Origin of the sequence: Blastomonas fulva (assembly GCF_003431825.1) — a bacterium.
Taxonomy (GTDB): domain Bacteria; phylum Pseudomonadota; class Alphaproteobacteria; order Sphingomonadales; family Sphingomonadaceae; genus Blastomonas; species Blastomonas fulva.
On sequence record NZ_CP020083.1, the window covers coordinates 1,019,048 to 1,037,811 of the forward strand.

17 protein-coding genes are annotated in these 18,764 nt (G+C 65.3%); 5 read left to right on the top strand and 12 right to left on the bottom strand.

The annotated features are described in order from the left end of the window. Positions 1–39 precede the first annotated feature (39 nt). Positions 40–1,983: an alkyl/aryl-sulfatase gene (locus tag B5J99_RS04835; protein ID WP_245991746.1), complete on the top strand. Its 1,944-nt coding sequence runs from the start codon at positions 40–42 to the stop codon at positions 1,981–1,983. A gap of 43 nt (positions 1,984–2,026) precedes the next feature. Here B5J99_RS04835 and B5J99_RS04840 read toward each other — a convergent pair whose 3' ends face one another. The 11 genes from B5J99_RS04840 to B5J99_RS04890 form a co-directional block, all read right to left on the bottom strand. After that, positions 2,027–2,680: a glutathione S-transferase family protein gene (locus tag B5J99_RS04840; RefSeq protein ID WP_054135058.1), complete on the bottom strand. Its 654-nt coding sequence runs from the start codon at positions 2,678–2,680 to the stop codon at positions 2,027–2,029. Positions 2,681–2,706: 26 nt separating this feature from the next. Continuing rightward, complete coding sequence (gene yihA, locus B5J99_RS04845; protein ID WP_211337878.1) at positions 2,707–3,360, bottom strand: ribosome biogenesis GTP-binding protein YihA/YsxC; 654 nt, start codon at positions 3,358–3,360, stop codon at positions 2,707–2,709. Then, the gene (gene yidC / locus B5J99_RS04850; protein WP_117351721.1) at positions 3,357–5,168 is read right to left on the bottom strand and encodes a membrane protein insertase YidC; all 1,812 of its coding nucleotides are present in this window, start codon (positions 5,166–5,168) and stop codon (positions 3,357–3,359) included. Before yidC ends, yihA begins: the two co-directional genes overlap by 4 nt. Before the next feature lie 49 nt (positions 5,169–5,217). After that, the gene (yidD, locus tag B5J99_RS04855; protein ID WP_082382300.1) at positions 5,218–5,427 is read right to left on the bottom strand and encodes a membrane protein insertion efficiency factor YidD; all 210 of its coding nucleotides are present in this window, start codon (positions 5,425–5,427) and stop codon (positions 5,218–5,220) included. Between the two features lie 106 nt (positions 5,428–5,533). Next, the gene (gene rnpA / locus B5J99_RS04860) at positions 5,534–5,974 is read right to left on the bottom strand and encodes a ribonuclease P protein component (RefSeq protein ID WP_245991747.1); all 441 of its coding nucleotides are present in this window, start codon (positions 5,972–5,974) and stop codon (positions 5,534–5,536) included. 38 nt (positions 5,975–6,012) lie between these two features. Next, a complete protein-coding gene (gene rpmH, locus B5J99_RS04865) occupies positions 6,013–6,147 on the bottom strand; it encodes a 50S ribosomal protein L34 (RefSeq protein ID WP_081985062.1) in 135 nt (44 codons plus the stop codon). A 155-nt stretch (positions 6,148–6,302) separates the two neighbouring features. After that, positions 6,303–6,974: a hypothetical protein gene (locus tag B5J99_RS04870; RefSeq protein WP_069051009.1), complete on the bottom strand. Its 672-nt coding sequence runs from the start codon at positions 6,972–6,974 to the stop codon at positions 6,303–6,305. Next, positions 6,971–9,643: an aconitate hydratase AcnA gene (acnA, locus tag B5J99_RS04875; RefSeq protein WP_117351722.1), complete on the bottom strand. Its 2,673-nt coding sequence runs from the start codon at positions 9,641–9,643 to the stop codon at positions 6,971–6,973. The genes B5J99_RS04870 and acnA overlap by 4 nt, the downstream gene beginning before the upstream one ends. Positions 9,644–9,882: 239 nt before the next feature. Further along, positions 9,883–11,313, bottom strand: a complete 1,431-nt coding sequence (gene tldD, locus B5J99_RS04880; protein ID WP_425456481.1) for a metalloprotease TldD — start codon at positions 11,311–11,313, stop codon at positions 9,883–9,885. Between the two features lie 173 nt (positions 11,314–11,486). Continuing rightward, positions 11,487–12,812 (bottom strand): glutamate--tRNA ligase, encoded by a 1,326-nt coding sequence (gene gltX / locus B5J99_RS04885; protein ID WP_117351726.1) that lies wholly within the window; start codon positions 12,810–12,812, stop codon positions 11,487–11,489. Continuing rightward, positions 12,809–14,464, bottom strand: a complete 1,656-nt coding sequence (locus B5J99_RS04890; RefSeq protein WP_117351728.1) for an NAD+ synthase — start codon at positions 14,462–14,464, stop codon at positions 12,809–12,811. Before B5J99_RS04890 ends, gltX begins: the two co-directional genes overlap by 4 nt. A gap of 176 nt (positions 14,465–14,640) precedes the next feature. On the opposite strand from B5J99_RS04890, the gene B5J99_RS04895 reads away from it, so the two are divergent. From B5J99_RS04895 to hisN, 4 genes are read left to right on the top strand one after another with little or no spacing between them, the layout of a single operon-like run. Then, positions 14,641–15,576, top strand: a complete 936-nt coding sequence (locus tag B5J99_RS04895; RefSeq protein ID WP_054135049.1) for a ribose-phosphate pyrophosphokinase — start codon at positions 14,641–14,643, stop codon at positions 15,574–15,576. Positions 15,577–15,585: 9 nt separating this feature from the next. Beyond that, complete coding sequence (locus B5J99_RS04900; RefSeq protein WP_117351729.1) at positions 15,586–16,020, top strand: cupin domain-containing protein; 435 nt, start codon at positions 15,586–15,588, stop codon at positions 16,018–16,020. Next, the gene (locus tag B5J99_RS04905; RefSeq protein ID WP_117351730.1) at positions 16,017–16,817 is read left to right on the top strand and encodes an arylamine N-acetyltransferase family protein; all 801 of its coding nucleotides are present in this window, start codon (positions 16,017–16,019) and stop codon (positions 16,815–16,817) included. The genes B5J99_RS04900 and B5J99_RS04905 overlap by 4 nt, the downstream gene beginning before the upstream one ends. Before the next feature lie 48 nt (positions 16,818–16,865). Continuing rightward, positions 16,866–17,651 (top strand): histidinol-phosphatase, encoded by a 786-nt coding sequence (gene hisN / locus B5J99_RS04910; RefSeq protein ID WP_054135046.1) that lies wholly within the window; start codon positions 16,866–16,868, stop codon positions 17,649–17,651. Positions 17,652–17,736: 85 nt separating this feature from the next. On the opposite strand, the gene B5J99_RS04915 is transcribed toward hisN, so the two are convergent. Then, positions 17,737–18,747 (bottom strand): DUF6607 family protein, encoded by a 1,011-nt coding sequence (locus tag B5J99_RS04915; RefSeq protein WP_054135085.1) that lies wholly within the window; start codon positions 18,745–18,747, stop codon positions 17,737–17,739. Positions 18,748–18,764 lie beyond the last annotated feature (17 nt).

Here is an 18,764-nt window from a genome sequence, read left to right on the forward strand (position 1 = left end):
AGGCGCAGCAGCGCCAGGCGATCAGGATGGAGGATGACGATGAAACGGATCTGGAAAACCGGCGTGATGGCGCTTGCGCTCGCGACCCCGATGGCGGCGCAAGCGCAGCTCACCGACGCCGAGCGCGCGGCCGTGCTGACGCGGCTCCCCGCCGATGACGGCAGCGACCTTGCCGATGCGACCCGCGGCAAGATCGCCGAGATTCCCGGCGGGCTGATCCGCACGTCAGATGGCAAGACCGTTTGGGATGCAGGCGCGTTCGATTTCCTCAACGCCGAAACCGCACCTTCGACCGTCCACCCCTCGTTGTGGCGGCAGGCCCGGCTCAACCGCATCCATGGGCTGTTCGAGATCGTCCCGGGCAAGGTGTGGCAGGTGCGCGGCTATGACATCGCGGTGATGACGATCATCTCGGGCAAGACCGGATGGATCGTGGTCGACCCGCTTCTCACCGAGGAAGCTGCGGCCGCAGCGATGCAGCTTGCCGAATCGAAGATCGGCAAGCGGCCGATATCGGCACTTCTGTTCAGCCACAGCCATGCCGACCATTTCGGCGGGGTCGGCGGGATCATCTCGGCTGACGAGGTGAAAAAGCGCAAGGTGCCGGTGGTCGCGCCGCACGGCTTTGCCGAGGAAGCGGTGAGCGAGAACGTGCTTGCGGGCAACGCGATGACCCGCCGGTCATCCTACATGTTCGGCACCGCGCTGGCGCCGGGAGTCGAGGGCCGGGTCGACAATGGCCTTGGGACCGGGCTGTCGGTCGGCACCACCGGGTACCTTTCGCCCAATATGCTGATCGGGCCCGAGGGTGGCCTGAAAATCATCGACGGCGTGCGCTTCGATTTCCTCGATGCCGCCGGGACCGAGGCGCCCGCCGAATTCCTGTTCTATCTGCCCGATTTCAAGGTGCTGCACACCACCGAGGTTTCGGTGAAGACGATGCACAACATCCTCACGCTGCGCGGCGCGCAGGTGCGCGATGCGCTGCTCTGGTCGAAGATCATCGACAAGGCGCTGGTCAAATGGGGCGGCAGCGCCGAGGTGCAGATCGCGTCGCACAACTGGCCGACCTGGGGGCAGGCGCGGGTCGCGGGCTATCTGGAGAACCAGCGCGATGCCTATCGCTTTGTCCACGACCGCACCTTGGGCCGCGCCAACTCCGGCATGACGCTGCACGAACTTGCCGACGGCATCGCCGAGCCTTCAGCGCAGCAGCAGGCCTATGCCGCGCGCGGCTACTACGGCACGATCAACCACAACATGAAGGCGACCTATCAGCGTTATTATGGCTGGTGGGACGGAGTTCCGGCCAACTTCAATCCGCTTCCCCCGGTGACCGCGGGCAAGGGCTATGTCGAGCTGGCGGGCGGCGCCGATGCGCTGCTTGCGGCGGGCAAAAAGGCGCAAGGCGCGGGCAACCACCGCTGGGCCGCCGAATTGCTCAACCATCTGGTGTTTGCCGAGCCCGCGAACGCGGCGGCCAAGGCGGCGCTCGCCGACAGCTACGAGGCGCTGGGCTTTGCTGCCGAATCGGGGATCTGGCGCAATTACTATCTCGCAGGCGCGGCCACGCTGCGCGGCACCGAACTGCCGCGCAAGGGCGCGAGTACCCAGAGCCGCAGCTTCATCAGCGCTATCCCCACGGCAGAGTTCTTCGATGCGCTCGCCACCCGCTTTGCCGCCGAACGCTCGGGCAACATGCGCGCCAGAATCAACTTCATCCTGCCTGACACCAAGGAGACGCTGGGCATCATGGTCAACGGCGATGTCGAGATCCCGCGCTATGGCGCAACGCTCAGCGATGCCAATGCAACCGTGACGCTGAACCGCAAGGACTTTGACGCCATCGTGCTGGGGGAAACCGATTTCCCGAAGCTGATGCAGTCGGGCGCGATGAAGATCGACGGGGATTCGGGGCTGTTCCTGCGCTGGCTGATGCTTCACCCGCCATTCGACCCGGCGTTTGCCGTGGTGACGCCATAGCGCGATCTCTCTCCCCTTCCGCAGGCGGGATGGGAGAAATACCTTACCGCTCGAACCGGTCGATCACCCACGTCTCGGCGAGCGCGGCCTCGGTCCATTGCGCCATCCATTCATGGCCCAGAACCGCCTCGCTGTACGCGCGGGCAAAGCCGGGGAGCGTAAACCCATAAGTTTCGAACCGGCTGACCACCGGGGCGAACATGATGTCGGCGGCGCCAAAGCTGCCGAACAGGAACGGACCGCCGCGCCCGAAGCGTGCGCGCGCCTCGGCCCAGAGCGAGAGGATGCGCATCACGTCCTGGTGCGCTTCGGGGCTGACGGGGACATCGGTGTGCCGCGCGCGCATGTTCATGCTGAATTCACGGCGCAGCGCCATGTAGCCGCTGTGCATTTCCGCCGCCATCGAGCGCGCAAGCCCGCAGGCGACCGGGTCCTTGGGCCAGAAGCGGTCGCGGTGCGTCCTGTCGGCAAGCCAGTCGATGATGCCGAGCGAATCCCACACCACCGCCTCGCCGTCCCACAGCACCGGAACTTTGCCGGCAGACGGCTGGAACTCCTCGCGCAGGCGGGTCTCGGCCCAGGCATCGTCATACAACGGCACGACGATCTCTTCGAACGGCAGGCCGGACTGCTTGCACGCCAGCCAGCCGCGAAGCGACCAGCTCGAGTAGTTCTTGTTGCCGATGTACAGTTTCATGCCAGCCCCTGCCCCTGCCGCGCTGTTCACTCGCTGATCGAATCCATCACGAACCCGCGGAGCTCGTCAATGCCCATGCGCTTTTCGGACGAGGTGATGATGACATCGGGGAAGGCGGCAGCGTGCTTGCGCGCTTCGGCGCGGGTGGCGTCGGCGACCTTTTCGAGCTCGCTTGCCTTGATCTTGTCCGCCTTGGTCAGCACCAGCCTGTAGCTGACCGCAGCCTCGTCGAGCATCTTCATGACGTCGAGATCGACCTCCTTGACCCCGTGGCGGCTGTCGATCAGCACCAGGGTGCGCTTGAGCACCGCGCGGCCGCGAAGGTAATCGTTGATCAGGAAGCGCCATTTCTTGACGACATCCTTGGGCGCCTTGGCATAGCCATAGCCCGGCATGTCGACCACGCGAAAGCGCACCGGATCGCCGATATCGAAGAAGTTCAATTCCTGCGTGCGGCCCGGCGTCACCGAGGTGCGCGCGATCGCCCGCCTGCCCACCAATGCGTTGAGCAGCGAGGATTTGCCGACGTTCGAGCGGCCCGCAAAGGCGATTTCGGGCACCGAGGGAGCCGGCAGGAATTCTAGCGCGGGCGCGGACTTGAGGAAGGTCACCGATCCCGAGAACAGCCGGTTGGCCTCCTGCAGCAGCGGATGGATGGTGGGCTGGGCTTCGTCGGTCACGCGCCACCCTTCTCTTTGGGCATCTTGTCCTTCTCGGCCTTGGCGGCCTTGGCCGCAGCCTCTTGCGCGGCCAGCTCCTTCAATTGCGGATGACGGCTGTAGAGCCACTTCTGCTGCGCGATGGTGAGCACGTTGGACATCGCCCAATAGAGCTGCAGACCCGCGGCAAACGGCGCCATCACGAACATGAGCACCCAGGGCATGATCGAAAAGACCTGCTGCTGGACCGGGTCCATCGGCGCGGGATTGAGCTTGAACTGCAGCCACATGGTGACGCCCAGGATGATCGGCAGGATGCCGATGGCGATCATGCTTGGCGGATCGAAGGGGAGCAGTCCGAACAGGTTGACCGGAGTCAGCGGATCGGGCGCGGAGAGATCCTTGATCCACAAGACGAACGGCTGGTGACGCATCTCGATCGCCAGCAGCAGCACCTTGTACAGCGCGAAGAACACCGGGATCTGCAGGAACATCGGCAGGCATCCGGCGAGCGGATTGACCTTTTCCTTGCGGTACAGTTCCATCATCTCGGTCTGGAGCTTCTGTTTGTCGTCCTTGTAGCGTTCCTGCAGCGCCTTCATCTTGGGCTGCACCGCGCGCATCTGCGCCATCGAGGCGAACTGGCGCTGTGCGATCGGGAACATCAGGCCGCGGATGATGATGGTCAGCAGGATGATCGCCACGCCGAAATTGCCGACCTGCTCGAACAGCCAGTTGAGCAGCTTGAAGATCGGCTTTTCGAACCAGATGAACCAGCCCCAGTCGACCGCGCGGTCGAGCAGCTTGATGTCCTTGGCATCGACATAATCGTCGAGCAGTTCGGTTTCCTTGGCGCCGGCAAACAGCATCGCCTTGGTCTCGACCATCTTGCCGGGTGCCACGACCTTGCTGTCGAACAGCAGCTCGGACTGGTAGAGCTTGCCGCCCAGGCTGCGGAAATTGCCCGCCATCTGGCCGGTCGATCCGGGCGCGGGGATCAGCGCCGAGAGCCAGTAATGGTCGGTGAAGCCCAGCCAGTCGATGTTGCCGCCATATTCGACCAGCTTCTTGGGGTTCTCGTCGAGATCGTCATAATGCACGTCGAAATCGGCGACATCGTCGAACACGCCCAGCGGGCCGTTGCGAACGGTCCAGGTGCTGGGGTCGGCATTGGCGCTGGTGCGGTTGATCAGCCCCAAAGGCCGCACGATCGCAGGCGTGGCGCCCGAATTGATGAACCGCTGGGTGACGCTGATCAGATAATTGGCGTCGATCGCATAGACGATCTCGAACCTTTGCCCGGCCGGGTTGGCCCAGCGCAGCGTGACGGGAGTCGACGGGGTGAGCCTGCCGCCGCTGGGCGTCCACACCGTCTGGCTGGTCGGGGTGACGACACCCTCGCCGATCCAGCCGAACTGCGCGAAATACTGGTCTGCGGTACCGGCAGGCGAAAACAGGTGGACAAGGTCGCTGTCCTTGTCGAGCTTCTCGCGATAATCCTTGAGCACGACATCATCAATGCGCGCGCCGGTGAGGTTGATCGACCCGCCGACGCGCGGCGCATCGATGGTGACGCGCGCGCTGTCGGCCAGCACGGCCTTGCGGGTGCGGATGATCTTGGAGGCGCTGGCGGTATCGGGAACGGTGCCCGAAACCGCGCCCGAAGAGGCGCCGGGGGTGGCGGGATCGAGGCCCGGGCGCGGCGCATTGGCCACATCCTCGACCGTTGCCGGGCGCGCTGGATAGAACACCTCCAGCGCATAGGGCCATCCGAACAGAATCAGGGCCATCAGGGTGATGGCCAGGATGACGTTACGCTGATTCTCCACGCTTCAAACCTCGTTCCGGTAATGCATTCGGGGGCGCCTCATCTGCGCGTCAGGGCACCGGATCATGGCCGTGCCCGCCCCATGGGTGACAGCGCAATAGCCGCTTCGTCGCCAACCAGCCACCCTTAATCGCACCATGGCGTTTGAGCGCCTGGATGGCATATTCCGAGCAGCTGGGATCATAGCGGCACGACGGCGGAAGGATGCGCGACGGGCCAAGTTGCCAGCCTCGGGCGATCCAGATCAGCAGGGTGCGCATCGGTATTCCATGCCCCCAAGCTCATGCCGAACCTGCCGCGCGCGGCCAGAGCTATCGGACCGGCATGCGATTCCAGGCGACCAACACGCGATCATCGGCTGCGCCATCATCGCCGCCGGGGCTTGCCGCGCGGCGGACGGCGGTCGGACGAGGCCTTGCCATCGCGCACCCGCTCGAGCGCGCGGACCAGATCGGCGTGCATGGCGGCAAAGTCGCGCGTCATCGCCTCGCCCCTGCCGATCAGCACATGATCGGCGCCGGGAAGGCCGTGATGGCCAAGCACCTGGTGCGCCAGCGCGCGAAAGCGCCGCTTGATCCTGTTGCGGACGACCGCGTTACCGATCTTCTTGGTGACGGTATAGCCGATGCGCTTTGCCGGGCTGTCGTCCTGGCGCGGCTTGACCAGCAGCACGAAAGCCGGGGTGCCGACGCGCAGGCCGCCATTGGCCGCGAGAAAGTCGGCGCGCTGGCGCAGCACAACGGGCGCGCCGGAGGTATCCGGAGCGCCCGTCGAATCGGTCGGACTGGAATGTGTGTCAGCAGCCACGCCCGCATCCACGGACGCCGGTTGCTCCACAGCCCCGATCAGGCGCTCAGGCGCTTGCGACCACGCGCGCGGCGTGCACGCAGAACCGCGCGGCCACCCGGGGTTGCAGTGCGCGAACGGAAACCGTGACGACGCGCGCGCACAAGGTTGCTGGGCTGAAATGTGCGCTTCATGCGGCACTCCTGATAAAACGGTGTTGGTTGATGATTCGCCGCGTGCTGCAGCTTGCGCCGAGCCCGCGAAAGCAGGCCGCATACGGTCGGGGCCAACCAAAGTCAAGCAATCCGCACCCTGCCCCGCGCCATTTCTGGCAGAGCGGGACGAATGCTCAGCCCGCCGCTGCCTCGCATGCGGTCAGGATGCTCATCAGATTGCCGACCGGGCTGATATCGCGCAGCGACAGCGCGAACAGCCGCTGGATCGAGGCCTCGTCTGTGTGGCCCTTCTCGATGTAGCGTTCCGGGGTCAGCCGCGCCGACAGCCGGTCCGCCAGTGCGGTCATCCGCTTGCCGAACGGGCTTTCGCCCGAATCCTCGAGCTCGCTCTCCGCCACGCCCGCCATATAGCCGGTGAGCGCATAGCATTGCATGTCGCGGGTGAACGGGTCGGCAGGCAAGGTGATGGTGCGCTTCGAGCTGATCAGCGGGTAGCGCGCCGCACACAGCGGCAGGAGCTGCGGCGCATCGGTCGCCAGCGTCTCCAGATTGGGCGGGGTGAGCCCGACCAGTTCCTCGACCTTCTCGACGAAAGTCTCGGGCGTGTCGGCGGTCACCCTGCGCGCGGCATCGAACAGGAACCACGTCGCTTCGGCCACCGCTTCGGTCTGGCCGCGCCCGGCGAGCACTGCGGCATAGAAGCACATGATGCCCGCCGCCTGCGCATCGGCAGGCAGGGCAGGCGTCGCGGCGACCTGCGCCCGTGCCGGGGAGGCCGGCACCGCGCCAAGGGCCATCGCCGCGCCGATCAGCGCAGCGACAGCCCGTGACACGAACGGCTTCATGCAGCCAGCTTCCTCAGCACGTAATGCAGGATGCCGCCGTTCATGAAATACTCGATTTCATTGGCGGTATCGATGCGGCACAGCGCCTCGAAGCTGAAGGTCGAGCCATCGGCGCGGGTTACCTTGACGGTGACCTGCTGGCGCGGCTTGAGATCGGCAACACCTTCGATGGTGAAGCTGTCGTCGCCGGTCAGTCCCAGCGACAGGCGGGTATCACCGTCCTGGAACTGCAGCGGCAGCACGCCCATGCCCACGAGGTTGGAGCGGTGGATGCGTTCGAAGCTTTCGACGATCACGGCTTTCACGCCCAGCAGGTTGGTGCCCTTGGCTGCCCAGTCGCGCGACGATCCGGTGCCGTATTCCTTGCCCGCGATCACTACCAGAGGCGTGCCATCGGCCTTGTGGCGCATCGCTGCGTCATAGATCGGCATCACTTCCTGGCCATAGCGGCTCATTCCGCCCTCGATGCCCGGGACCATCTCGTTCTTGATGCGGATGTTGGCGAAGGTGCCGCGCATCATCACGTCATGATGGCCACGGCGCGCGCCATAGCTGTTGAAGTCGGACTTGGCGACCTGATGCTCCATCAGCCACTTGCCCGCAGGCGAATCCGCCTTGATCGAGCCTGCGGGCGAGATGTGGTCGGTGGTGATCGAATCGCCCAGGATCGCGAGCGGCTTGGCCTCGATGATGTCCCCCACCGGCGCGGGGGTCATGCTCATGCCCTCGAAGTACGGCGGGTTGGCGACATAGGTCGAGCCCGCGCGCCAGTTGTAGGTGTCCGAACCTTCGACGTTGATCGCCTGCCAATGCTCGTCGCCGAGGTAGACGTTGGCATAGCGCGCCTGGAACATGGCGCGGTCCATGCAAGCGGCCATGGTGTCGGCGACTTCCAGGTTGGTCGGCCAGATGTCCTTGAGGAACACGTCATGCCCGTCGGTCGCCTGGCCGATCGGGGTGGTGGTGAAGTCCTCGATCACCGTGCCCTTGAGCGCATAGGCGACGACCAGCGGCGGCGATGCGAGGAAGTTGGCGCGCACGTCGGGCGAGACGCGGCCTTCGAAGTTGCGGTTGCCCGAGATGACGGCGGCGGCGACCAGGCCGTTTTCGTTGATCGCCTTGCTGATCGGTTCGGCCAGCGGGCCGGAGTTGCCGATACAGGTGGTGCAGCCATAGCCGACGAGGTTGAAGCCGACCGCATCGAGATGCGTCTGCAGACCCGCCTTGTTGAAATAGTCGGTGACCACCTGCGATCCGGGCGCGAGCGAGGTCTTGACCCAGGGCTTGGGACGCAGGCCGAGCTCGTTCGCCTTCTTGGCGACGAGGCCGGCGGCAACCATCACGCCGGGGTTCGAGGTGTTGGTGCACGAGGTGATCGCAGCGATCATGACATCGCCATCGCCGATATCGAAGTCCTTGCCGTCCACCGCGACGCGGGTGTTGGCACGCTTGTAGGTTTCGGCCATGTCCTTGGCGAAAACGTCGTCGACTTCGGTGAGATCGACGCGATCCTGCGGGCGCTTGGGGCCGGCGAGCGAAGGCACGACGGTCGACATGTCGAGCTCGAGCGTGCTGGTGAACACCGGATCGACCGCATCGGGGTGGATCCAGAACCCCTGCTCCTTGGCATAGGCTTCGACCAAAGCCAGCGCGGCTTCGTCACGCCCGGTGAGGCGCATGTAATCGAGCGTCTTGTCGTCGATGCCGAAGAAACCGCAGGTCGCGCCATATTCGGGCGCCATGTTGGCGAGCGTCGCGCGGTCGGCGAGGCTCAGCGAAGCCAGGCCCGGGCCGAAATATTCGACGAAACGGCCGACCACGCCGTGCTTGCGCAGCATGTTGGTGCAGGTCAGCACCAGATCGGTGGCGGTGACGCCTTCGTTGAGCGCGCCGGTGAGCTTGAAGCCGACGACTTCGGGGATCAGCATCGAGACCGGCTGGCCCAGCATCGCGGCTTCCGCCTCGATCCCGCCAACGCCCCAGCCCAGGACGCCCAGGCCGTTGATCATCGTGGTGTGGCTGTCGGTGCCGACGCAGGTGTCGGGATAGGCGACGGTGGCGCCGCTGGCGTCAGTGCTGGTCCAGACGGCCTGCGCGATGTTCTCGAGGTTCACCTGGTGGCAGATGCCGGTGCCCGGAGGAACCGCCTTGAAGTTGTCGAGGCTCTTGGAACCCCACTTCAGAAAGTCGTAGCGCTCGCCATTGCGGTAATATTCGATCTCGACATTCTGTTCGAACGCCTTGGGGTGACCGAATTCGTCGACCATCACCGAGTGGTCGATGACCAGGTGAACAGGGACGAGCGGATTGATCTTGCTGGTGTCACCGCCCAATTTGGCGATGGCATCGCGCATCGCCGCGAGATCGACGACGCACGGCACGCCGGTGAAATCCTGCAGCAGCACACGCGCGGGGCGATACTGGATTTCCGCATCCGACGAGGGGTTCTTCTGCCAGTCGACGATCGCCTGCGCATCGGCCACCGACACGGTAAAGCCGCCGTCTTCAAAGCGCAGCATGTTCTCGAGCAGCACCTTCATGCTGAACGGCAGCCGCGAGATATCGCCGAGCTTTTCGGCGGCCTTGGCGAGCGAATAATACGCGATGGACTTGCCGCCCACCTCCATGGTCGCGCGGGTGCCGAGCGTGTCCTGTCCAACAGCGGTCATGTGAAGGTCCCTCCAAAAGTACCAGTTATATGTATGGCGCATTGAAAGCGCCGGGTGTGACGGTTCGCACCAGAGGCCGGAATGGGGACGCGCGCGACCATTTTTCTGCGCGAAACCGGCGGGCCGATGCTGAATCGGGTGTGTCGGGGGAGGCCTTAGCGCAAGGTTGTGCGGGGGGGAAGGGGTAGATGGGGTCGGCAGTGTGGGTTCGCGGTTCGCAAGCCTTGCGGCGGGCTGTCTTACGCTCCGGTTCCCCCCACCGTCAGCCCGCTGACCAGCAACGTCGGCTGGCCCACGCCCGCAGGCACGCCCTGGCCTGCCTTGCCGCACATGCCGACGCCTTCGTCGAGCGCGAAGTCGTTGCCGATGCCGGTGACCTTGGTGAGTACGGTGGGGCCGTCGCCGATCAAAGTGGCGCCCTTGATCGGGGCTCCGAGGCGGCCGTTTTCGACACGATAGGCTTCGGTGCACGAGAAGACGAACTTGCCCGAGACGATGTCGACCTGGCCGCCGCCGAAGCTCTTGGCGAAGATGCCGTTTTTCACGCGGCTTAGCAGTTCCGCCGGGTCGTCATTCCCTGCGGGCATGAAAGTGTTGGTCATGCGCGGCATCGGGGCGTGGGCGTAGGACTGGCGGCGGCCGTTGCCGGTGGGGGCGACGCCCATCAGCCGGGCGTTCAGCCGGTCCTGCATGTAGCCCTTGAGGATGCCGTTTTCGATCAGCACATTTTCCTGTGTCGGCGTGCCTTCGTCATCGATGCTGAGCGATCCGCGCCGGTCCATGATCGAGCCATCGTCGACCACGGTCACGCCATCGGCGGCGACGCGCTGGCCGACCCGGCCCGAAAACGCGCTGGTGCCCTTGCGGTTGAAATCGCCCTCGAGCCCGTGCCCGATCGCTTCATGCAGAATGATCCCGGGCCAGCCGGGGCCGAGCAATACGGTCATCTCGCCCGCGGGCGCAGCGACGCTCTCCAGATTGGTCAGTGCCTGCGCCAATGCCTCATCGATCGCGCGGTTCCAGGTCGCCTCATTGAACAGGCCGTCGTACAGATAGCGCCCGCCCATGCCGAAGCTTCCGACCTCGCGCCGCTCGCCGCTTTGCGCAACGATCGAGACGTTGAGGCGCACCAGAGGGCGGACATCGGTGGCGACAAAGCCATCGGCGCGCACCACCTCGATCACCGACCAGCTGCCGATCAGGCTCGCGGTGACTTGCGCGACGCGCGGATCGCGTGCACGCGCGGCGGCATCGATCTTTTCGAGCAAGGCGATCTTGGTTTCGAAGGGGATGCTCTCGAGCGGGTTACCGTCGGTGTAGAGATGGCGGTTGTTCTGCCGCGGCGGGGGGGCCGCCTCGCCCTTTGCGGGATCGAGCAGTGTCAGCGTCTCGGCGGCGCGGCGGATGCCCGCTTCGCTGACGTCGTTGGCATGCGCAAAGCCGGTCATCTCGCCCGAAACACCGCGCAGGCCGAATCCTGAGTCGGTCGAGTAATCGGCGGTTTTCAGCCGGCCGTCATCAAATACAAAGCTCTCGCTCGCGGCATATTGCAGGTAGAGTTCGCCGTCATCGCAGCGGGCGAGCGCGTCGCGGGTAAGGCGCTGCGCAGCATCGGGATCGAGCGCATCGGGGCGATAGAGGAACGAGCGGGGGTCTGCGGTGGCGATCATGGTCATGCCACTGCATATGCGGCATGCGAGGGGATTATCCAAGGGCGTGCCGAGTTTTCACCTTCCCGTCATTCCCGCGAACGCGGGAATACCGCTTTGCGACGACGCAAAAGAAAGAAGCGGGCCCCCCGCCTGCGCGGGGGTGACGAAATTGGGCAAGGCGTGGCGTGCGTCTAGCCGCCAAGTCGCTCCAAGGCCCGCTCGCGCCCGATCAAAGGCAGCAGTTCGCCCATGTCGGGCCCATGGTCCATTCCGGTGAGCGCGCGGCGAAGCGGCAGGAACAGCCCTTTTCCCTTGCGTCCGGTGCTGGCCTTGAGCACCTCGGTCCAGTCCTTCCAAACCGTCGGACCGAAGTCGATCGGCTCGAGCGCAGCGCGCGCCTCGACCAGAAACTCCGCATCCTCTGCCTCGGGCGCAGGCGCATCAATCGGTCCCTCGATGATCCGCCAGTAATCGGCGACCTCGCCCAGATGCGCGATATTGGGACGGATCGCGTGCCACGCCGCCTTGTCGATCTGCGGCGGAAGCTGATCGGCGATCGCAGCGAACTCGGCGGTGTGGATCAGTTGGCGGTTGATCCGCTCGAGATCCTCTTCGGCAAAACGCGCGGGCGCGCGGCCGAAGCGGGCGAAGTCGAAGCTCTCGAGCAGCGCGGCGCGATCATGTAGCGGCTCGACCGGATCAGACGTGCCCAGTCTTGCCAGCAGCGCGACGATCGCCTGCGGCAGGATGTGCTTGTCGCGCAGCTCGCCGACACCCAGCGAGCCCAGCCGCTTGGAGAGCTTGCCCTCCGAGCCGACCAGCAGCGCCTCGTGCGCGAACGCAGGCGGCGTGCTGCCCAATGCGGTGAACATCTGCAGCTGCACCGCGGTGTTAGAGACATGATCCTCGCCGCGCACGACATGGGTGATCTGCATGTCGACATCATCGATGGCAGACGGGAGCATGTACAGCCAGCTGCCGTCGGCGCGGCGGATGACGGGATCGGAGAGGCTGGCGGCGTCGAATTTCTGAGGCCCGCGGATCAGGTCGTCCCAGGCGATAGGTTCGTCATGGTCGAGCTTGAACCGCCAGTGCGGTTTCAGTCCCTGCCCCTCGAGCTCGGCGCGGTCGGCATCGGTGAGGTTGAGCGCGGCGCGGTCGTACACCGGCGGCAACCCGCGCCCCAGAGCGATCTTGCGCTTGAGGTCGAGCTCCTGCGAGGTTTCGTAACACGCATAGACCCGGCCCGCGTCGCGCAGCCGGTCAAAAGCCGCGTCGTACAAGGCGCTCCGCTCCGACTGGCGATATTCCGCATCGGGGGCGAGCCCCAGCCAGGCGAGGTCCGCGCGAATGCCCTCGACATACTCCTCGCGACTGCGCTCCTTGTCGGTATCGTCGATGCGCAGGATGAAGCGCCCTTGGGTCTTCTTCGCCCACATCCAGTTGTGCAGCGCGGTGCGGATATTGCCGATGTGCAGGTGCCCGGTGGGCGACGGGGCGAAACGGGTGGTGGTCATGCTGTCCGGAACCTGTTGGTGATCGGATAGCGCCGGTCGCGGCCGAAGTTGCGGATGCCCAGCTTGACCCCGGGCGGGGCCTGGCGGCGCTTGTATTCGGCGATGTAGAGCAGGCGCTCGATCCGCGCGACGGTATCGTGCTCGAAGCCGCGCGCGACGATCTCGGCGACGCTGAGCTCCTCCTCGATCAGGCCGTGCAGGATCGGGTCGAGGATTTCGTAGGGCGGCAGGCTGTCGTCGTCGCGCTGGTCGGGGCGCAGTTCTGCGCTGGGCGGCTTGGTGATCACGCGCTCGGGCATCACCGGGCCGTCCGGGCCCAGCGCCAGCGGCGGCCTGTGCGCGTTGCGCCAGCGCGACAGTTCGAACACGGTGAGCTTGTAGGCGTCTTTCAGCACATTGTAGCCGCCCGCCATGTCGCCATAGATGGTGGCATAGCCGACGCTCATCTCGCTCTTGTTGCCGGTGGTGAGCAGCATGTGCCCGAACTTGTTGGAGAGGCTCATCAGTGTCACCGCGCGGATGCGCGACTGGATGTTCTCTTCGGTGATGTCGACGTCACGGTCGGCAAAGCTGCCTTCGAGCATCGTATCGTACGCTGCGACCGCAGGCTGGATCGGAATGCTGTCGAGACGGCAGCCGAGCATCTGGGCGCATCCGGCGGCATCATCGAGACTTTCCTGGCTGGTGAAACGGCTGGGCAGCATCACGCACCACACCCGCTCGGGGCCCAGCGCATCGACCGCGACGGCGGCGGACAGCGCGCTGTCGATCCCGCCCGAAAGCCCCAGCACCACGCCGGGAAAGCCATTGGCGTTCACATAATCGCGCAGCCCGACGATCATCGCATGATAGGCATCCTGCGGGAACGGATCGAGCGCGTGGATCTCGCCGGGAGCACACTGCCAGCCGCCTGCCCCGCGCGTCCATTCGGTGCGCACACTCGCCGCCTCCCAATCGGGCAGCTGATGGACAAGCGATCCATCGGCGTTGACCACGAATGAGGCGCCGTCGAACACCAATTCGTCCTGCCCGCCGATGCGGTTCAAGAACACCAAAGGCAGCCCGGTCTCGGCAACGCGCGCGCGCACCACATTATGCAGCCGGCGCTCATCCTTTTCGATCTCGTACGGGCTGCCATGCGGCGCGATCAGGATCTGCGCCCCCATCGCCTTGAGATGCCCGCAGACCTTGGGGAACCAGATGTCCTCGCACAAGGGCAGGCCCAGCATCACGCCGCGGAACGGCACCGGAGGCTGCAGCGGAGCAGACGCGAACAGCCGCTTCTCATCGAAGGTGCCGTAATTGGGCAGCTCGTGCTTCAGGCGCACCGCGGTGATCGCGCCGCCATCGAGCAGTGCGAGGCCATTGAAAAGCTGGCCTTCACGCGCGAACACCGACCCCACCAGCATGGCCGGGCCGCCATCGGCGGTGGCTGCGGCCATCTCGTCGAGCTTGGCGGCAGCGCGCGCGATCAAAGCGGGCTTGAGCACCAGATCCTCGGGCGGATAGCCGATCAGCTGCAGTTCGGGGAACACGACAAGATCGCTTCCGACCGCCTGAGCGCGCGCGGCCAGCATGGCATCGGCATTTCCGGGGATATCGCCCATCGCCTGCGCGCACTGGACTAGGGTGATCATAAGCCGGTCGGTCATCCCTGCCAGATAGGCGGCAGGCGCAAGCGCGGCAACCGAATTTGGCGGACCGCCCTGATGGTCGGCGGCGCGTGCTTGCGTGTCACACGCATTTCACGAAACTTACATCTTCCGCTTGCCGGGTCACTTGGCTAACAGGGCGAAATTCGATCAGGGCAACGGGGAAGCACGATCACATGAAAATCCTGTCTGGCAACAGCAACCTGCCGCTGGCGCGTTCGATCGCGGCCTATCTGGAAATGCCGCTGACCGATGCCAGCGTGCGCCGCTTTGCCGATGAGGAAATCTTCGTCGAAATCCACGAGAATGTCCGCGGCGAGGATGTCTTCGTGATCCAGTCGACCGGCTACCCCGCCAACGACAATCTGATGGAACTGCTAATCTGCATCGATGCATTGAAGCGCGCATCGGCCCGCCGCATCACCGCAGTGATCCCCTATTTCGGCTATGCCCGGCAGGACCGCAAGCCCGGCCCCCGCACCCCGATCTCGGCCAAGCTGGTCGCCAACCTGATCACGGTTGCGGGCGCGGACCGCGTGCTTTCGGTCGATCTGCACGCAGGCCAGATCCAGGGCTTTTTCGACATCCCCACCGACAACCTCTATGCCGCACCGGTGATGGCTGCGGACATCCAGGCGCGCTTCGGCGAGCACCAGCTGATGGTGGTGTCGCCTGACGTGGGCGGCGTGGTGCGCGCGCGTGCGCTCGCCAAACGGCTCGACAACGCGCCGCTGGCGATCGTCGACAAGCGCCGCGAACGCCCGGGTGAATCCGAAGTCATGAACATCATCGGCAACGTCGAAGGCCGCTTCTGCATCCTGATCGACGACATCGTCGATTCGGGTGGCACCCTGTGCAACGCGGCGCAGGCGCTGAAGAACGCGGGCGCGGTGGATGTGGTCAGCTATGTCACCCATGGCGTGCTTTCGGGCGGCGCGGTCGCGCGCGTCAACAACAGCGCGCTCAAGGAACTGGTGATCACCGATTCGATCCAGGCCACCGACGCGGTGACCGGATCGGACCGCATCCGCAGCCTGCCGATGGCGGCACTGATCGGCGAAGCCATCCGCCGCATTGCAGACGAAAGCTCGGTCTCAAGCCTGTTCGATTGATCCGGCGACATGGCGTCGATCCGCATGGCTGCCCTGCTGCTGGCAGCGGTCGGGCTGGCGGGGTGCGCGCGCGATAACAGCGACGCGCTGGCGGTGTACCGGCCAGCACCCGGTATCACCGAGATCGTGTCCGGGCCGATAGAGGCAGCGCCGGGCCATCATCTCGTGATGGGCGACCTCAATATCCCGCCGGGCGCGCCGATCCCGCGCCATTTCCATCATGGCGAGGAGTTTCTCTACGTCATCGGCGGCAGCACGGTCATCGCCCGTCAGGGTCAGGAGGCCATGACGCTGCTGCCCGGACAGGGCATTCGCATCGCGCCCGGCACGGTGCACTGGGGCCGCGCCGGACCCGAAGGATTGCGCGCCGTCTCGAGCTGGGTCGTGCCCGATGGGCAGCCGCTGCGCGTGCCCGTACCGGCACCTGAAGGCAGCGCACATTGACCGCCTTTCTCGATCGCTACCTCGCCCGGCTCGGGCTGTCGCAGCTTCCTTCGGTCGACCTTGCCGGGCTGGATTGTCTGCTCTGGGCACAAAGGCTGGCCATTCCCTATGATGCGCTCGACGCACGCCTGGGGCGCGGTGTGGACCTTGATCCTGCTGTCGTCGCGGCCAAGCTGCTGTCGGGCACACGCGGGGGCTATTGCTTCGAGCTCAACCAGCTGTTTGCGCGCGGGCTCGAGGCGCTGGGCTTTGCCGTGGACCCGATGCTGGCGCGGGTATGGTTACGTCAGGAGCCGGACGATGACGTCCCGCCGCGCACGCACATCGTGCTGGCCGTCGCGCTGGAGGGCGAGCGCTGGCTTGCCGATGCAGGCGTTGGCGGCGGGCATGTCCCGGCGATGCCGATCCGGGACGGAGCCGAGGCCGCAGGCAATGACGGTGCCATCCATCGGCTGAGGCGCGATGCGGAATTCGGCTGGATGCTCGAACGGCATTTCGCCGGGCAGTGCCGCAACCAGTACAGCTTTACCGATGACACTGCGCTCGCCGCCGACATCGCGATGTCCAATCACTGGACCGCGACATCGCCCTGTTCGCGCTTTATTCGCAACGTGCTGGTCAGCCAGGTGACGCAGGACGGATTGAAAGCGATCACCAACGACCAGTTCAGCGTGCAACGGGGCGACACCACCGACCGGATGCAGATTACCGGGCCCGAGGCGATGCGCAGGCTGCTCGCCGACGAATTCGGTATCATCATGTCATTACATGACGTCGAGGCACTCGCCGCATTTTGACCCGGATCAGTCTGGCCAACCGCGGCCCGAAGCGATAGCAGCATTCCCATGATCCACAGCAAAGACATAGCGCTCGCCGAAAGGCTGGCCGAAGCCGCAGGCGAAGCCATCCGCCCGTTCTACCGGTCCACCTTCACCACCGACCGCAAGGCCGATGCCTCGCCCGTCACCGAGGCGGACCGGGCCGCCGAGGCCGCGATGCGCGCGATCCTGGATGCCGAGGCGCCGCGCGATGGCGTGATCGGCGAGGAGTATGGCGAAAAGCCCGGCTCGACGGGCCGGGTGTGGGTGCTCGATCCGATCGATGGCACCACCAGCTTCATCGCCGGGCGGCCGATCTTCGGCACGCTGATCGCGCTGATCGCCGAGGAGTGGCCGGTGCTGGGCGTGATCGACCAACCGATCGGGCGCGAGCGCTGGGTCGGCGCGACCGGGCGCGGCACCACCTTCAACGGCAAGCCGGTCAGGGCGCGCTTGTGCCCCGAGATCGAGGACGCGGTGCTCGCCACCACCAGCCCGCACCTGTTCAGCGACCATGACGCGATGCACTTCATGGCGCTCGCCAAGCAGTGCGACACCAGGCGGCTGATCTGGGGCGGCGATTGCTACAATTACGCGCTGGTCGCGCAAGGCAGTGTCGACCTGGTGTGCGAAAGCGGGCTCAAGCTGCACGATTTTGCCGCGCTGGTGCCGGTGGTCGAAGGCGCGGGTGGGCATATGTGCGACTGGAACGGCGATCCGCTGCACAAGAACAGCGACGGCCGCGTGATCGCGATGGGCGATCCCGCGCGGCTGGAAGACGTGCTTGCCGCGCTGGGACAGCACGATCATTGAAACATCATCCCCTGCCACGCCATGTCCAGTGAGCAGGGCAGGGGAATGACGGCGCTCCACCCGGCAATGGGTGGAGCGCCGACCCTTATTGACCGGCGTTAGCGACCCGCTGTCCACCTGCCATCCGGGTATTGTCTTCGATCAGCTTGAGCGCTTCGGCCTTGGCCTTGCCTTCCGTCAACTTGCCCTCGACGATCTCGTCGGCCATCGTCAGCAGCCGCGCGCTGATCACGGTTCCGGCCTGCGCCTCTTCCTGGATGGCAATGCCGCCCTTGGTCGTCGCCACCTTGTCCCAGGCCGAACGCACCGCAGCCCAATAGCCCTTGGTCGCAGCCCAGTAATCGTCCGCCGCCTTGACGTTATAGCCGTCGAACCTGGTATAGGTGTTCAGCACATACTCCTGCACGACGGGTTTGAGCGACCCCTCGTCGAGCCCCATCTTGATGTTGTCCTGCCAGTGAACCCAGCCATCGGGCGTGGTCTGGTGGCGGTTGATCGCGTAATAGCGGTCATACACCGGGTTACGCACCGCATCGCGGCGGGCGAGCGGACGCCAGGTCCAGTTGGACCGCCAGCGGCGCAGGCCACCCTGCTCCTCGAACTGGCCCCAGCCGGCATAACGCGGGCTGTCGTCAACCTGCCAGACGGTCTGTGACCAGCGGCCGCGGCGCATCTTTTCGGGCACGTCCTCCCAGGTCCAGGCATTGCGGTCCGAATAGACCAGCACCTTGGCTGGCTCATATTCCCAGTCCTGTCGCCAGTGCTTGGTGATATGCGGCTTGCCCTCGTGCTCGGAGACCAGAATGTGCTGCAGCACGATGCGGCGGCCGGTGTCCTCGATCACCCGCACCACCTCGTGCCCGCCAGAGATCTTGCGGTCGAGCGGGGCATAGCCCTGTTGCCAGGGGGTGGCCTCCTGCATGTCGAAGCGCACCTTGAAGTTGCCCGCCATGGCAAGGATTTCGGCGCGGTCGGCCTCGAACACCGCAGCCTCTTCCTGCGCTGGGCGCTCGGCGATCGGCGGGTGCGCCAAAGAAGGTGTGGAGGCCAGCGCCAGCAGGCTGGCGGCGGCAAGAGAAACGATCGAAGTCTTCATGATCCTGTACCCCTATT

Excerpts from the sequence above, each read along its gene's own strand:
- B5J99_RS04835 (WP_245991746.1), top strand. The coding sequence starts at position 40 with ATGAAACGGATCTGGAAAACCGGCGTGATGGCGCTTGCGCTCGCGACC.
- B5J99_RS04840 (WP_054135058.1), bottom strand. The coding sequence starts at position 2,680 with ATGAAACTGTACATCGGCAACAAGAACTACTCGAGCTGGTCGCTTCGC.
- yidD (WP_082382300.1), bottom strand. The coding sequence starts at position 5,427 with ATGCGCACCCTGCTGATCTGGATCGCCCGAGGCTGGCAACTTGGCCCG.
- rpmH (WP_081985062.1), bottom strand. The coding sequence starts at position 6,147 with ATGAAGCGCACATTTCAGCCCAGCAACCTTGTGCGCGCGCGTCGTCAC.
- B5J99_RS04870 (WP_069051009.1), bottom strand. The coding sequence starts at position 6,974 with ATGAAGCCGTTCGTGTCACGGGCTGTCGCTGCGCTGATCGGCGCGGCG.
- acnA (WP_117351722.1), bottom strand. The coding sequence starts at position 9,643 with ATGACCGCTGTTGGACAGGACACGCTCGGCACCCGCGCGACCATGGAG.
- tldD (WP_425456481.1), bottom strand. The coding sequence starts at position 11,313 with ATGATCGCCACCGCAGACCCCCGCTCGTTCCTCTATCGCCCCGATGCG.
- gltX (WP_117351726.1), bottom strand. The coding sequence starts at position 12,812 with ATGACCACCACCCGTTTCGCCCCGTCGCCCACCGGGCACCTGCACATC.
- B5J99_RS04890 (WP_117351728.1), bottom strand. The coding sequence starts at position 14,464 with ATGACCGACCGGCTTATGATCACCCTAGTCCAGTGCGCGCAGGCGATG.
- B5J99_RS04895 (WP_054135049.1), top strand. The coding sequence starts at position 14,641 with ATGAAAATCCTGTCTGGCAACAGCAACCTGCCGCTGGCGCGTTCGATC.
- B5J99_RS04900 (WP_117351729.1), top strand. The coding sequence starts at position 15,586 with ATGGCGTCGATCCGCATGGCTGCCCTGCTGCTGGCAGCGGTCGGGCTG.
- hisN (WP_054135046.1), top strand. The coding sequence starts at position 16,866 with ATGATCCACAGCAAAGACATAGCGCTCGCCGAAAGGCTGGCCGAAGCC.
- B5J99_RS04915 (WP_054135085.1), bottom strand. The coding sequence starts at position 18,747 with ATGAAGACTTCGATCGTTTCTCTTGCCGCCGCCAGCCTGCTGGCGCTG.